This window comes from Thauera aromatica (assembly GCF_023093595.1).
Classification (GTDB): domain Bacteria; phylum Pseudomonadota; class Gammaproteobacteria; order Burkholderiales; family Rhodocyclaceae; genus Thauera; species Thauera aromatica_A.
On record NZ_JALLIK010000106.1, the window covers coordinates 78,734 to 92,234 of the forward strand.

The 13,501-nt window shown below is 68.6% G+C and carries 10 protein-coding genes and 1 pseudogene; 3 read left to right on the top strand and 8 right to left on the bottom strand.

The window, feature by feature from the left end; translation table 11 throughout:
* Positions 1-49: 49 nt before the first annotated feature.
* A complete protein-coding gene (locus MXC99_RS12260) occupies positions 50-760 on the top strand; it encodes a type 1 glutamine amidotransferase (RefSeq protein WP_247725723.1) in 711 nt (236 codons plus the stop codon).
* 94 nt (positions 761-854) lie between these two features.
* Positions 855-1,346 (top strand): annotated as a pseudogene (locus MXC99_RS12265) (LEA type 2 family protein); the annotation flags it as partial.
* 205 nt (positions 1,347-1,551) lie between these two features.
* On the opposite strand, the gene MXC99_RS12270 reads toward MXC99_RS12265, so the two are convergent.
* A complete protein-coding gene (locus MXC99_RS12270) occupies positions 1,552-2,886 on the bottom strand; it encodes a hemolysin family protein (protein ID WP_247725725.1) in 1,335 nt (444 codons plus the stop codon).
* A 634-nt stretch (positions 2,887-3,520) separates the two neighbouring features.
* Between MXC99_RS12270 and MXC99_RS12275 the strand changes: the two genes are divergently transcribed.
* Positions 3,521-4,483 carry a TerC family protein gene (locus tag MXC99_RS12275; protein WP_247725726.1) on the top strand — a complete coding sequence of 321 codons (963 nt, stop codon included), beginning with the start codon at positions 3,521-3,523 and terminating at the stop codon, positions 4,481-4,483.
* Between the two features lies 1 nt (position 4,484).
* Here the strand turns inward: MXC99_RS12275 and mnhG are convergent, their stop codons facing one another.
* The 7 genes from mnhG to MXC99_RS12310 form a co-directional block, all read right to left on the bottom strand.
* The gene (gene mnhG, locus MXC99_RS12280) at positions 4,485-4,841 is read right to left on the bottom strand and encodes a monovalent cation/H(+) antiporter subunit G (protein ID WP_247725727.1); all 357 of its coding nucleotides are present in this window, start codon (positions 4,839-4,841) and stop codon (positions 4,485-4,487) included.
* Complete coding sequence (locus MXC99_RS12285) at positions 4,838-5,122, bottom strand: K+/H+ antiporter subunit F (RefSeq protein ID WP_107219499.1); 285 nt, start codon at positions 5,120-5,122, stop codon at positions 4,838-4,840. Before MXC99_RS12285 ends, mnhG begins: the two co-directional genes overlap by 4 nt.
* Positions 5,119-5,637 (bottom strand): Na+/H+ antiporter subunit E, encoded by a 519-nt coding sequence (locus MXC99_RS12290; protein ID WP_247725728.1) that lies wholly within the window; start codon positions 5,635-5,637, stop codon positions 5,119-5,121. Before MXC99_RS12290 ends, MXC99_RS12285 begins: the two co-directional genes overlap by 4 nt.
* On the bottom strand, positions 5,634-7,280 hold the full coding sequence (locus MXC99_RS12295; RefSeq protein WP_247725729.1) for a monovalent cation/H+ antiporter subunit D: 1,647 nt from the start codon (positions 7,278-7,280) through the stop codon (positions 5,634-5,636). Before MXC99_RS12295 ends, MXC99_RS12290 begins: the two co-directional genes overlap by 4 nt.
* Positions 7,277-7,618 (bottom strand): Na+/H+ antiporter subunit C, encoded by a 342-nt coding sequence (locus MXC99_RS12300; RefSeq protein WP_247725730.1) that lies wholly within the window; start codon positions 7,616-7,618, stop codon positions 7,277-7,279. The genes MXC99_RS12295 and MXC99_RS12300 overlap by 4 nt, the downstream gene beginning before the upstream one ends.
* Positions 7,618-10,527 (bottom strand): monovalent cation/H+ antiporter subunit A, encoded by a 2,910-nt coding sequence (locus MXC99_RS12305; RefSeq protein ID WP_247725731.1) that lies wholly within the window; start codon positions 10,525-10,527, stop codon positions 7,618-7,620. The genes MXC99_RS12300 and MXC99_RS12305 overlap by 1 nt, the downstream gene beginning before the upstream one ends.
* Positions 10,528-10,723: 196 nt before the next feature.
* Positions 10,724-13,462 carry a cation-transporting P-type ATPase gene (locus tag MXC99_RS12310; RefSeq protein WP_247725732.1) on the bottom strand — a complete coding sequence of 913 codons (2,739 nt, stop codon included), beginning with the start codon at positions 13,460-13,462 and terminating at the stop codon, positions 10,724-10,726.
* Positions 13,463-13,501 lie beyond the last annotated feature (39 nt).

The following is a 13,501-nucleotide window of genomic DNA, read 5'->3' on the forward strand; positions in this document are numbered from 1 at the left end:
CCGTTCCCGGCCCCTCCTCCATCGCCCGTCCACACCCGCAGACAAGCACATGAAAGTCCACATCCTCCAGCATGTCCCGTTTGAAGGCCCCGGCGTCATCGAACACTGGCTCGCCGAGCGCGGCGCCGACATCGGCTACAGCCGCCTCTACGCATCGGCCGCCCTGCCCGATCCCGCCGGCGTCGACCTGGTGGTGGCGATGGGAGGGCCGATGAGCGTCAACGACGAGGCCGAATTCCCCTGGCTCGCCGCGGAAAAGCGCTTTCTCGTGCAGGCCGCCGCGCAAGGGGTGGCGGTGCTGGGGATCTGCCTCGGCGCCCAGCTGATCGCCAGCGCACACGGCGCGCGGGTGTCGCGCAACGCGGAGAAGGAAATCGGCTGGTTCGACATCGAGGCCGTCGCTGCCCCGCCGGGCACGGCAGACAACGCCTGTTTCCGCTTTCCGGCGCGCACCACGGTGCTGCACTGGCACGGCGAAACCTTCGAGCTGCCCGCCGGCGCGCGCCGCCTGGCGTCGAGCGCGGCCTGCGCCAACCAGGCCTTCCAGCTCGGCGAGCGCACGATCGGCCTGCAGTTCCACCTCGAAATGACGGCCGAAACGCTGCGCGCGATCGTGGATAACTGCCGCGACGAACTCGTGCCGGCGCGCTGGATCGAGGACGAGGCGGCGATCCTCGACGCGGCGCCGGGCCATTTCCGCTCCACCCATGCGCTGATGGGCGAGGTGCTGGACTATCTGAGCCGCCCGCCACGACGCTGAAACCCATTCCCCGGCGGGAACGCCGGCAGCCGCGAGCGAACAACGCGAAGCCGGACGTAGAATGTCCCCGCCCCTGTCGACGAAGGAGCCCACGATGTTCCGCCCAGCCTTCCCCGTTGCGCTCCGCCCTGCCGCCGCCCTGCTCGTGGCGCTCGTCCTCGTCCTCGCCGGTTGTGCCAGCCTGGGGCTGCGCGAACCGCTGCGGATCAACGTCGTCGGCATCGAACCGTTGCCCGGCCAGGGCATGGAAATCCGCTTCGCGGTGAAGCTGCGGGTGCAGAACCCGAACGAGCGCGCGATCGATTTCGACGGTCTCACGCTGGAGCTGGACCTCAACGACAAGCCTTTCGCCACCGGGGTCAGCGACCGCCAGGGCAGCGTGCCGCGCTTCGGCGAAGCGCTGATCGAGCTCCCGGTGTCGGTATCCGCCGTCGCCGTACTCCGCCAGGCGCTCGACGCGCTCGAAGGCACGCCCGCCGCCGAAGTGCCCTACACCCTGCGCGGCCGGCTCGCCGGCGGACTGCTGGGCGGCATGCGCTTCTCCGATTCCGGCACGCTGAAGCTGCCCGAGCCCTTGCGCCCCCCTCCCGCCCGGCCAGCGCTGAACGCACCCCGCCCTTTCCGCCCATTGCCAAATTTTGCCAAGCAAGTCTGGCGCGTACTGCACGGCCAGCGCGACATTCCCGCCTGGATGCAGGATCCGGACCCCTTCGCCTGACACAATCGCCCGGCGCTCACTGGGCCGGTTATCCTCACGGTCCGCTTACCGGAGTTCCGCGGCGGCGCAGTGCTCAGCTCTGGGCAGGGGCCTGAGGGGCGGCGTCGACGGCGACTTCGGGGGCGGGTTCCGGCAGTTGTGTCGCCAGCACCTTGTCGATGCGCTTGCCGTCGAGGTCGATGACCTCGAAACGCCAGTTCTCCCAGGTAGCGATGTCGCCCGTGCCCGGCAGACGCCCGAGCAGCCACATGACCATGCCCGACAGGGTGTGGTAGCGGCCTTTCTCCTCTTCGGGCACCGACTTGATCCCCAGGCGGTCCTTGAGCTCGACGATCGGGATCAGCCCGTCGAGCAGCCAGGATCCGTCCTCGCGCTGTATCGCCCATGCCTCCTCGGTGTCGTGCGACAGGAATTCGCCGGTCACCGACTCGATGACGTCGTGCAGGGTCACCATGCCCTGCACCTCGCCATATTCGTCGATCACGAAGACGACATAGGTGCCGGAGGCGCGGAACTGGTCGAGCAGTTCCATGCCGGTGAGCGATTCGGGCACATACACCGGCGCCTGCAGATTCCTGGTCAGATCGACGGTTTCGCCGCGCAGCATCTGGGCGAAGATCTGCTTGGCGCTGACGATGCCGAGAATGTCGTCGAGCCCGTTCCTGCATACCGGGAAGCTGGAATGCGCCGATTCGGCCACCAGGGCGAGGTTCTCGTCGAGCGGGCGATCGGCGTCGACGGTGACGATGTCGGCACGCGGCACCATCAGCGAGCCGATCTGGCGGTCGTCGAGGCGAAACACGTTGCGCACCATCTCATGTTCGCTCTTCTCGATGACGCCGGCTTCCGAGCCCTCGTTGAGCAGGGCGTGGATCTCCTCCTCGGTCACACTCGGTCCACCTGTTTCGCGCTGGCCCATCAAGCGCAGCAGGACCGCGGTCGAACCGGCCAGCAGATGGACGAAGGGGCGCGAAGCGATGGCCAGCACGTTCATCGGCCGCGCCACCAGACGGGCGATGCCTTCGGGGTTGATCTGGCCGATGCGCTTGGGCACGAGTTCGCCGACCACGATCGAGACGTAAGTGATGACCACGACCACCAGGACGGTAGAGCCGACTTCGCTGATGCGCTGCTCCACCCCCAGCGACTGCAGCCAGTCGGCGAGCGGGCCCGCCAGGGCCGCCTCGCCGACGATGCCGTTGAGGATGCCGATCGAGGTGATGCCGATCTGGATCGTGGACAGGAAGCGGGTCGGATCCTCGCCGAGCTTCATCGCCACCTGGGCCGCGCCGTCTCCATCTTCCGCGAGCCGGGCGAGTCGAGCGCGGCGCGCGGTCACGAGCGCGATTTCGGACATCGCGAAAGCACCGTTGAGCACGATGAGGGCGATCAGCAGGGCAATTTCCATGGTGTGAGGTCAGCGAAGGGCGTAGGAGTGGGGGCAGGAGCAGGGGCGAGCGGGGAGCGGCCCGCAGGCATGGCCGAAAAAAGACGGCAGGAAACGCGCCCGGAATCGCCGCAAAGGCGCGAGGCGAGCCCGACGAGCCCGGTCACGGCAGGCTTCGTGCGTTTCATGTGCGGGGACAAGCGTTGTACGGACCAGGGACGGCACCAACCTGGAGCGTCTTCCGGAGACGGGCGGTTTCCATCGTCCGGGGATGCGGAGAGAATTCTCCGGGGGGCGAAAAAACGACTCATAAGGCGGAGTGCATGGCACCCCGCGCAATCCTTGATCCGTTGGGACGAAATCGATCATGCCCGAGATGGATTGGCATGTCGACCGCCGGGAAGGGGCCGGGGCTACCGCACCTCTTGACTTTGCCGCGGCGCGACCTACACTCGCGCTCCATCAAGGGGAGTAGCTTTTCACGCTGCAGCGTCGTCATCACGGCAGGACTGTCACAGACAGTCTCCCGGTGCTGCAGGCAACGAGTTCGTTGCAAGCGAGACCTTGCCCGAGGGCAAGGTCCGTGCGCGCAAAGTAGCGCCAAGGGTCTGTGTCCTTCGGGAACAGGCCCTTTTTGTCTTGTGCGGAGCGCGCGATGGAATCGATCGGAACGTGGTGGATGTGGGCGGCCTTTGCCGCCATCGTGGCAACGATGCTGCTGGTGGACCTGTTCGCCTGCGGCGGCGGCAGGCAGCACCGGGTGTCGCTGAAGGAAGCGGCGGGCTGGTCGCTCGCCTGGGTGACGGTTTCGCTGCTGTTCGCCGGCGGGCTGTGGTGGTACCTCGACGGCACGCTGGGACGCGCCCTGGCCAACGAGAAGACGCTCGCCTTCGTCACCGGCTACCTGGTCGAGAAATCGCTCGCGGTCGACAACGTCTTCGTCTGGATGATGATCTTCAGCTTCTTCGCCGTACCGCTCGAGCTGCAGCGCCGCGTGCTGCTGTACGGCATCGTCGGCGCGATCGCGCTGCGCACGGTGATGATCTTCGCCGGCAGCTGGCTGATCACCGAGTTCCACTGGCTGCTCTACTTCTTCGGCGCCTTCCTCGTCGTCACCGGGATCAAGATGGCGTGGTTCTCCGAGCACGACCCCGACCTGGAAAAGAACCCCTTCATCCGCTGGATCCGCAACCATTACCCGATCACCGAGAAGCTCGAAGGCGAACGCTTCTTCGTGATCCGCGACGGCGTGCGCTGGATGACGCCGCTGTTCCTCGCCCTGGTGCTGGTCGAGATCTCGGACGTGATCTTCGCCGTCGACAGCATCCCGGCAATCTTCGCCATCACCACCGACCCCTTCATCGTGCTGACCTCGAACCTGTTCGCCATCCTCGGCCTGCGCGCGATGTACTTCCTGCTCGCCGATCTCGGCGACCGCTTCGAGCTGCTCAAGTACGGGCTGGCGGCGATCCTGGTCTTCATCGGCACCAAGATGCTGATCGTCGAGTGGGTGAAGGTTCCGGTGCTGGTGTCGCTGGCGGTGGTCGCCACCCTCCTCGCCTGCGCGGTGGCCGCAAGCCTGTGGTATGCGGCGCGGAAAGCAAAACCGCTCGCCTGATTCAGGGGCTGCCTGCGTCGCCCCCCGCATCCGCCTCGCGGGCGGCGCGCAGGTCCCGATACACCGCCGCACGCATGATCAGCATCGACACCACGGGCGCGGTCATCAGCACGAAGCCGCTGATCAGCAGTTCGTGGATCACGAGGCGCGACTGGGTCACGGTGAAGTACAGCATCGACGCCACCAGGATGCAGCCGGCGCCGAGCGCGATCGTGATCGCCGGGCCGTGGATGCGCTGGTAGAAGCTGTGCAGCCGCGCCAGGCCGAGCGTGCCGATGACGGTGATGAAGCCGCCCAGCACCAGCAGGAAGGCGACCGGGACGGCCGCCCACCAGGGTAGGGATTCGGCGCCGTTCATTCGATCACCTCCCCGCGCATCAGGAACTTGGCAAGCGCGATCGTGGACACGAAGCCGAGCAGGGCGATGATCAGCGCCGCTTCGAAATAGATCTGGCTGCCGTGGCGGATGCCCAGCAGCAGCGCCAGCACCATCACGCACATCCACAGCGTGTCGAGCGCGAGCACGCGGTCCTGCGCGGACGGGCCGATCATCAGGCGCAGCGTGCACAGCAGCATCGCCAGCACCACGCAGGCGAGCGCGAAAAAAATCGCCGCCGAGAGCAGCGTCGCCGTCGTCATCTCCGGTCTCCTCGGGCTTCGGGCGTCTCGAACACCTCGATGATGGGCTGTTCGTAACGCGTCTTGATGGTCTCCACCCACCACGCCTCGTCGTGCAGGTCGAAGACGTGGAGCAGCAGTTCGTAGCGCTCGGGGAGGATTTCCACCCACACCGTGCCGGGGGTCGAATTGATCAGGCAGGACAGCAGCGCCAGGCCGTGGGGGCTCTTCAGGTCGAGCGGTACGCGGATGAACTGCGAGTTCACGTCGGCCGAGCGGCGCAGCAGGATGATCTGGGTGACGTTGACGCAGGAGCGCACGATCTCGATCGCGGCCATCCACAGCAGCCGGGCCAGCGCCAGCGGGCGGCGGATGCGCGCATGGCCATGCGGCTGCAGCGGGCGCGACAGCAGCGGCGCGACGATGCCGAGCACGGCACCAAGCAGCCAGTGCGCCGGCTCCGCGCTCTGGTTGAGCAGCAGCCACATCGCCAGCAGCGCCAGCGACAGCAGCGGTGAAGGCAGCCAGCGTCTCATCGCCCCCCCTCCGCGGCCGGAAGCCGCTGCACGGCGGGCTCGCCGAGCACGCGCACGGTGTAGTCGCCGCCGCGCAGCAGCCCCTCGGTGGTGCGCCCGAGGTATTCGAACACCGTGCCCGCCTGCACCGTCAGCAGCACGCACAGCATCACCAGCGCGCCCACCGGCACCGCTTCGGAAAACTGCAGGCGCGGCGGCGTGACCACGCCCGCGGCCCAGAAGGTGCGCACCCCCAGGCGCATCAGCGCGATGATCGCCGCCAGCCCGCCGACCACCATCAGCGCGATCAGCAGCCAGGTCATTGCCGGCACCTTGTCCGATGACGCGGCGAGCATCGCGTGGAAGAGGCTGAACTTGGCGACGAAGCCCGCCAGCGGCGGCATCCCGGCGATCACCAGGGCGCAGGCGGCGAAGCTCAGGCCGAGGAAGGCGAGGGTACCGGGAATGCCGACTCCGACCGGATCCTCGGGCTTGTCCTCGATCGCGAAGGCCTCCATCGTGATCGCCAGCAGTGCCGCGCCCGGCGGCCGGATGCGCTCGGTGAGCTCGATCAGCAGCATGAACGCCGCCATCGCCAGCGTCGAGCCGAGCAGGTAGTACAGCCCCGAAGCCAGCACCGCGCCGCCCGAATGGCCGATCACCGCGAGCAGCGTGCCCGAGGACACGATCGCGCCGTAGCCCGCCATACGCCCGCCGTCCTGGCTCGCGAGCATGCCGATCGCACCGAACAGCAGGGTCGCCATGCCGCCGACCATCAGCGCGGCGAAACCGAAGCCTTCCAGGGCGTGCGCAGCGTCCCCGTCCCCCGCGCCGCCATCGCCGAACACCGCCAGCCACACCCGCAGCACCGCATACACGCCGACCTTGGTCATCAGCACCAGCATCGCCCCCACCGGCGCCGAGGCCGAGGCGTAGGTGGTGGGCAGCCAGAAGCCGAGCGGCCACATCGCGCCCTTGGTCAGGAAGGCGAGCGCCAGCACCACCGCGCCGATCTGCAGCAGCCAGGCGTCCTGCGCCCCGAGCAGGGCCACGCGGGCGCCGAGGTCGGCGATGTTGAGCGTGCCGGTGGCGGCGTAGATCAGCGCCACCCCGATCAGGAACAGCAGCGAAGCCACCAGGTTCACCGCGAGGTACTGCATCCCGGCCTGGATGCGGCGCAGGTTGTAGCCGTGCAGCACGAGGCCGTAGGAGGCCGCCAGCATCACCTCGAAGAACACGAAGAGGTTGAACAGGTCGTGGGTCAGGAAGGCGCCGTTGAGCCCCATCAGCAGGAACTGGAAGAGCGGATGGAAGCTCACCCCGACGCGGTCCCAGCGCCGCGCCGAGAACACCAGCACGGCGAGCGCGATCGTCGCGGTGAGCACCAGCATCAGCGCCGAGAGGCGGTCGGCCACCAGCGCGATACCGAACGGCGCCGCCCAGTTGGCGGCCAGATACACGCCGATGCCGCCCGGCCAGTGCCCGCCGTCGGCCAGCACCAGCAGCGCGAGCGCGACTACCCACAGCAGCATCCCGCTCGCCAGGCCGAGGGCGAACTTGAGCCCGTGGCGCTTCTGGTGGATCGGGATCATCAGCGCCCCCACCACCAGCGGCAGCAGCACGGGGACGATGATGAGGTGGTTCACCCAGGGCAGAGAGCTCATTGCCGCGGCTCCTCGCCATCGACGTGGTCGCTGCCCGACAGGCCGCGCGCGCCGATCATCATCACCAGGTAGAGCGCGGTGGTGGCGAAGCCGATCACGATCGCGGTCAGCACCAGGCCCTGCGGCAGCGGGTCGGCGAACTGCGCCGGGTCGATGCCCGGGGCGGGCGTGATCGGGGGTTTGTCCACCCACAGCCGCCCCATCGCGAAAATGAACAGATTGACCGCATAGGACATCAGCAGCAGCCCGGTGATGAGCTGGAACGTGCGCGGGCGCAGGATCAGCCAGATTCCCGCGCCGAACACCACGCCGACGGCGATCGCAAACACCGCTTCCATCAAGTCCGCCCCCCGTCCGCCGCCGCCGATCCATCCGCCGCCACTTCTTCGCCGGGCTGGCGATGCCCCCGCAGCGACTGGTGGGCGAGCGCCACCAGCATCAGCATCGTGGTCCCGACCACCGTTGCGAACACGCCGAGGTCGAACACGAAGGCGCTCGGCAGGTGCAGTTCGCCCACCAGCGGCCAGTCCACATGGGCGGTATGGGTGGTGAGGAAGGGATGGCCGAACCACCAGGCACCGAGGCCGGTGGCGCACGCCAGCAGCAGGCCGAAGCCGAGCCAGCGGTGCGGGCGCAGATGCACGTGGCTCTCGACCCACACCGTGCCGGCGAGCATGTACTGGACCAGGATCGCCACCGCGAAGATGAGGCCGGCGACGAAGCCGCCACCGGGCAGGTTGTGGCCGCGCATGAAGAAATACACCGCGATCACCCCCATGAAGGGCAGCAGCAGGCGCAGATAGATGCCCGCCACCAGCAGGTAGCCGCTGTTGGCCTGCTCGGCGGGGCTCTGCCCGCTCGCCGGATCGGCCTCGAAGCGCTGCTGCGGCGGAATGCCCGCGCTCTCGGGCGCCGGGCGGAAGCGGCGCAGCAGGGCATAGACGGTGAGCGCGACGATCGCAAGCACGGTGATCTCACCCAGGGTATCGAAGCTGCGGAAGTCCACCAGCAGCACGTTCACCACGTTGCTGCCCCCGCCGCCGCCGAGGGCATTGAGGAGGAAGAAGTCGGCGATCGTGTCCGAGGCCGGGTGCACCAGCACCGCATAGGTCAGCGCCGCCAGCGCCACTCCGCCGCCGAGCGCGAGCGCGAGGTCGCGCGCACGGCGCGCCCACACCCGCCACAGCGGCTGGACCGGGCCGGCGATCGACTCGAGCCGCGGCGGCAGCCAGCGCAGGCCGAGCAGGATCAGCACCGTGGTCACCGTCTCCACCATCAGCTGGGTCAGCGCGAGGTCGGGCGCCGACAGCCACAGGAAGGTCGCCGCGGTGACGATGCCGGTGCCGCCGACGAGCGCGAGCGCGGCGAGGCGGTGGTATTTCGCCATCCACGCCCCGGCCACGGCGCAGCCGGCGCCGATCGCCCAGAGGCCGGCGAAGAGCGGGTCGAAGTCCTGCAGCGGGAGCGCGGTCCACGCCGGCGGCGCGCCGGCGAGCAGCAGCGGCCCCCCCAGCAGCGCCGCCATCAGCAGCAGCAACTGCGGCTGCAGCCGGCGCGTGCCGACGCGGTGCAGCAGCCACTCCGCGCTGCGGGTGAGCTGCAGCATGGTGGTCTCATAGGTCTGGGCGCCGTTGAAGCGGTGGATCAGCGGCACGCGCTCGCGCTGCGCGAGGTCGAAGTGGCGGCGCAGCACCGCGTAGAGCAGCACCCCGCCGACGAGCGCGCCCACGCTCATCAGCAGCGGCAGGTTCACGCCGTGCCACACCGCCAGGTCGTAGTCCGGCGTCGCCTCGCCCAGGGTCGCCACCACCGCGAGGTGCAGCAGCGGCCCGATGCTGACCCCGGGGGCAATGCCGACGACGAGGCAGGCGAGCACCAGCAGTTCGACCGGAAAACGCATCCAGCGCGGCGGTTCGTGCGGCTCGCGCGGCAGGCCCTGGGCCGGCGCGCCGAAGAACACCGAGATGAAGCGTAGCGAGTAGGCGACGCTGAACATGCCCATCGCCACCGCGGCGTACGACATCCACCAGTTGCGGTCACCGCCGACGTGCAGCGTCTCGGCGAAGAACATCTCCTTGGACAGGAAGCCGTTCAGCAGCGGCACCCCCGCCATCGCCGCGCTGGCGACGATCGCCAGCGTCGCGGTCACCGGCAACGAATGGCGCAGGCCGCGCAGCAGGCGCAGGTCGCGGGTGCCCGATTCGTGGTCGATGATGCCGGCGGCCATGAACAGCGAGGCCTTGAAGGTGGCGTGGTTGAGGATGTGGAAGATCGCGGCGACGATCGCCAGCGGCGTGCCGATGCCGATCAGCACCGTGATCAGGCCGAGGTGGCTGATCGTCGAATACGCCAGCAAGCCCTTGAGGTCGTGCTGGAAGATGGCGACGAAGGCACCGATCAGCAGGGTGCATACCCCCGCGCCGCCGATGATCCAGGTCCATTCCGGCGTGCCCGCGAGCGCCGGCCACAGGCGCACGAGGAGGAACACCCCCGCCTTCACCATCGTCGCCGAGTGCAGGTAGGACGACACCGGGGTGGGCGCCGCCATCGCGTGCGGCAGCCAGAAGTGGAAGGGAAACTGGGCGCTCTTGGTCAGTGCGCCGAGCGCGATCAGCACCAGCGCGGGCCGGTAGAGCTCGTGAGCGCGGACGGTGTCGCCGGCGGCGAGCACCGTGTCGAGGTCGTAGCTGCCGACAATGTGGCCGAGCACCAGCACCCCGGCGAGCAGGCACAGGCCGCCGCTCGCCGTCACCGTGAACGCCATGCGCGCGCCGCGGCGGGCGTCGGCGCGGTGGTGCCAGTAACCGATCAGCAGGAAGGAGGTGAGGCTGGTGAGTTCCCAGAACACCACCAGCTGCACCAGGTTGCCCGACAACACCACCCCCAGCATCGAGCCCATGAAGGCGAGCAGGAAAGCGAAGAAGCGCGGCACCGGATCTGCCGGCGACATGTAATAGCGCGCGTAGAGAACCACCAGCAGGCCGATCGCCAGCACCAGCATGGCGAACACCCACGCCAGACCATCGACCCGCAGCACGAAGTGCAGCCCGTTCGCCGGCAGCCAGGCGAACTCCGCGCGCACGACCTCGCCGCCGGCGATCTGCGGCAACAGCATGGCGACGATCGCCATCCCGCCCACCGCCACCGCGATCGCCAGCCAGGACTCGCGGTTGCGGGCGTCCTGCGGCATCAGGGCCGCGACCAGACTGCCGAGGAAGGGAAGGAAAATGAGGGCGGCGAGCAGCATCGAAGAGGGATCGAACGGCAGGTCGGTTCGGACGTGGTGGTGAGGTCGGGGGGTGCTGCGGCAGACCCCGGTGCGATACGGAATTTATCACAGCAAGTTCAATGCCAGATTCCCTGGATATGTGGTCGAGCGCGAAATTCTCCGAAGGTCGCATGGTTCACCCGGCATGCACCCGCGCCCTGCGGGTGCCGGGGGCTCACGCCAGGCCAAGCCGCCCTGCCAGCCCGCTGCGCCTGACCACGGCCTTCTCCAGCTCGGCGACGCTGAACACCAGCAGGCCGGCGCCGATCACCTTGCACCATTCGACCGGGCTCAGCGCCGCCGACCCGAAGATGCCCTGCAGCAGCGGCGCGTGCGTGTAGGCGAGCTGCAGGGGAATGCAGGCGGCGATCGCGACCAGGACGCAGGGATTGCCCGCAAGCCCCTCGCGACTTATCACCGGGCGCAGGATGAAGCGGCTGTTGAGCAGATAGAACATCTCCGCCGCCACCACGGCATTGACCGCCATCGTGCGCGCGGTCTCGACGCGGGTGCCGGCGTTCAGCTCCCACAGGAACAGCCCCAGTGCGCCGCTCATCATCAGCAGCGACACCATCAGCACCCGCCACACGAAGAAACCGCTGAGCAAGGCCTCAGCGGGCGGTCGCGGCGAACGGTTCATGATGCCCCGCTCGGCAGGCTCGAAGGCCAGCGCCAGGCCGAGGGTGCTGGAGGTGACCATGTTGATCCACAGCACCTGCGCGGGGGTGAGCGGCAGGGTGAGTTCGAACAGGATCGCGGCGATCACCACCAGGGCTTCCCCGCCATTGGTGGGCAGCATGAAGAGGATGAACTTCTTCAGGTTGTCGTAGACCGCGCGGCCTTCGCGCACCGCCTGCGCGATGGTGGCGAAGTTGTCGTCGGCGAGCACCATGTCGGCGGCCTCCTTGGCGGCCTCGGTGCCCTTCAGGCCCATCGCCACGCCGACGTCGGCGCGCTTGAGCGCGGGAGCATCGTTGACCCCGTCGCCGGTCATCGCCACCACCTGGCCGTCGTCCTGCAGCGCCTGCACCAGGCGCAGCTTGTGCTCCGGCGCCGCGCGCGCGAAGACGTCGATCTCCATCGCCACGCGACGCAGCGCAGCGTCGTCCATCATCTCCAGCTCCGCGCCCGTGATCGCGGGCTTGCCCGCGCCGATCGCCAGTTGCGCACCGATCGCGCGCGCGGTCTCGGCGTGGTCGCCGGTAATCATCTTGACCCGGATGCCAGCGTGGTGGCAGTCGCCGACCGCCCGCACCGCCTCTTCGCGCGGCGGATCGATGATGCCGACCAGGGCGAGCAGCACGAAACCGCCCTGCATATCCGCGAAGCCCAGGCTCGAGCCCTGCGGCGCCGCACGCCGGCAGGCCAGGGCGAGCAGGCGCAGGCCTTGCGCCGCGGTGTCGGTCGCCATGCGTCGCCAGTCGTCAATTTCCAGCGCCTGTTCGCCGTCATGGCCGAGCTGGCTGGCGCACATGTCGAACACGGCTTCCGGCGCCCCCTTGACGAAGATCCACGAGGCGTCCTCACTGTCGCGGTGATGGGTGGCCATGAAGCGGTGCTGCGATTCGAAGGGCAGGGTGTCGAGCCGGGGCCACGCAGCGTGGGCGAGATGCTGGCTGAAACCGGCCTTGCCGCCGAGCACGAGCAACGCGGCTTCGGTGGGGTCGCCCTCGATCCGCCACAGCATGTCGTCCTCGTACAGGCGGGCATCGTTGCACAGCACGCCAGCGCGGATCGCCATCGTCAAGGCGGGATACTGCTCGGGGTCGATGATGCGGCCATCGATGCTGAGGTCGCCCACCGGCGCATGACCGACGCCGCCGACGTCGAACACGTGGCCGGTGCAGACCACGCGCTGCACCGTCATCTCGTTGCGCGTCAGCGTGCCGGTCTTGTCCGAGCAGATCACCGTCACCGCGCCGAGCGCCTCCACCGCAGGCAGGTGGCGGATGATCGCGTTGCGGCGCGCCATGCGCTGCACGCCCATCGCCAGGGTCACGGTCATGATCGCGGGCAGGCCCTCGGGGATTGCCGAAGCGGCCAGCGCCACCACCATCATGAACATCTCCGCCGCGCCATGCCCGCGCCAAACGGTGCCGAGGAGAAAGGTCAGCGCCGAAAGGCCGAGGATGACCATCGCCAGCACGCGGGCGAAATGGTCCACCTGACGCAGCAGCGGAGTCGTCTGACGGCCGATGTCGGCCAGCATCCGGTTGATCCGGCCGAGTTCGGTATCGGCACCGGTGGCGACGACGATGCCGCGCCCTACCCCATGGACGACCAGCGTCCCCGAGTAGGCCATGTTCTGGCGATCGCCGAGCGGCGCCGCGACGGCCACGGCGTCGACGGCCTTTTCCGCCGGCAGGGATTCGCCCGTCAGCGCGGCCTCCTCGACGCGCAGCTCGGTCACCGCGACGAGTCGCAGGTCGGCCGGCACGCGGTCACCCGAGCTCAGCACGACGACATCGCCCGGCACCAGCGCCCCGGCGTCGATCTCCTGGCGCTGGCCGTCACGGATCACCGTGGCGCGTGTCGAGAGCATGGCACGGATCGCATCGAGCGCGGATTCCGCCTTGCCTTCCTGGATGAAGCCGATGATCGCGTTGATGATCACCGCCATCATCAGCACGCCGGTGTCGATCCAGTGTTCCAGCAAGGCGGTGATGACGGCGGCGCCCATCATCACGTAGAGCAGGATGTTGTGGAACTGCAGCAGGAACCGCTGCAGCGGCCCGCGGCGCTTGGGCGGGGCCAGCCGATTCGGGCCGTAGCGATCCAGCCGCGCCCGCACCTCGGCGTCGCCCAGCCCTGCCGGACCGGTCCCGAATTCCCGCTCGACCTGCCCGCAGGGCAACGCATGCCAGTCGCCCTGGGGCGGCCTCTCGGGTAGGGGTGCAGCAGAACGATTCGTCATCGGACGCGCCTCGCCTCGCAGGTCATGAAAGGTGAATGC

Bases quoted from the DNA above. Each gene is read 5' to 3' on its own strand.
- mnhG (WP_247725727.1), bottom strand. From the start codon at position 4,841: ATGAACGGCGCCGAATCCCTACCCTGGTGGGCGGCCGTCCCGGTCGCC.
- MXC99_RS12300 (WP_247725730.1), bottom strand. From the start codon at position 7,618: ATGGAAGCGGTGTTTGCGATCGCCGTCGGCGTGGTGTTCGGCGCGGGA.
- MXC99_RS12310 (WP_247725732.1), bottom strand. From the start codon at position 13,462: ATGACGAATCGTTCTGCTGCACCCCTACCCGAGAGGCCGCCCCAGGGC.
- MXC99_RS12285 (WP_107219499.1), bottom strand. From the start codon at position 5,122: ATGACGACGGCGACGCTGCTCTCGGCGGCGATTTTTTTCGCGCTCGCC.
- MXC99_RS12305 (WP_247725731.1), bottom strand. From the start codon at position 10,527: ATGCTGCTCGCCGCCCTCATTTTCCTTCCCTTCCTCGGCAGTCTGGTC.
- MXC99_RS12260 (WP_247725723.1), top strand. From the start codon at position 50: ATGAAAGTCCACATCCTCCAGCATGTCCCGTTTGAAGGCCCCGGCGTC.
- MXC99_RS12295 (WP_247725729.1), bottom strand. From the start codon at position 7,280: ATGAGCTCTCTGCCCTGGGTGAACCACCTCATCATCGTCCCCGTGCTG.
- MXC99_RS12290 (WP_247725728.1), bottom strand. From the start codon at position 5,637: ATGAGACGCTGGCTGCCTTCACCGCTGCTGTCGCTGGCGCTGCTGGCG.
- MXC99_RS12270 (WP_247725725.1), bottom strand. From the start codon at position 2,886: ATGGAAATTGCCCTGCTGATCGCCCTCATCGTGCTCAACGGTGCTTTC.
- MXC99_RS12275 (WP_247725726.1), top strand. From the start codon at position 3,521: ATGGAATCGATCGGAACGTGGTGGATGTGGGCGGCCTTTGCCGCCATC.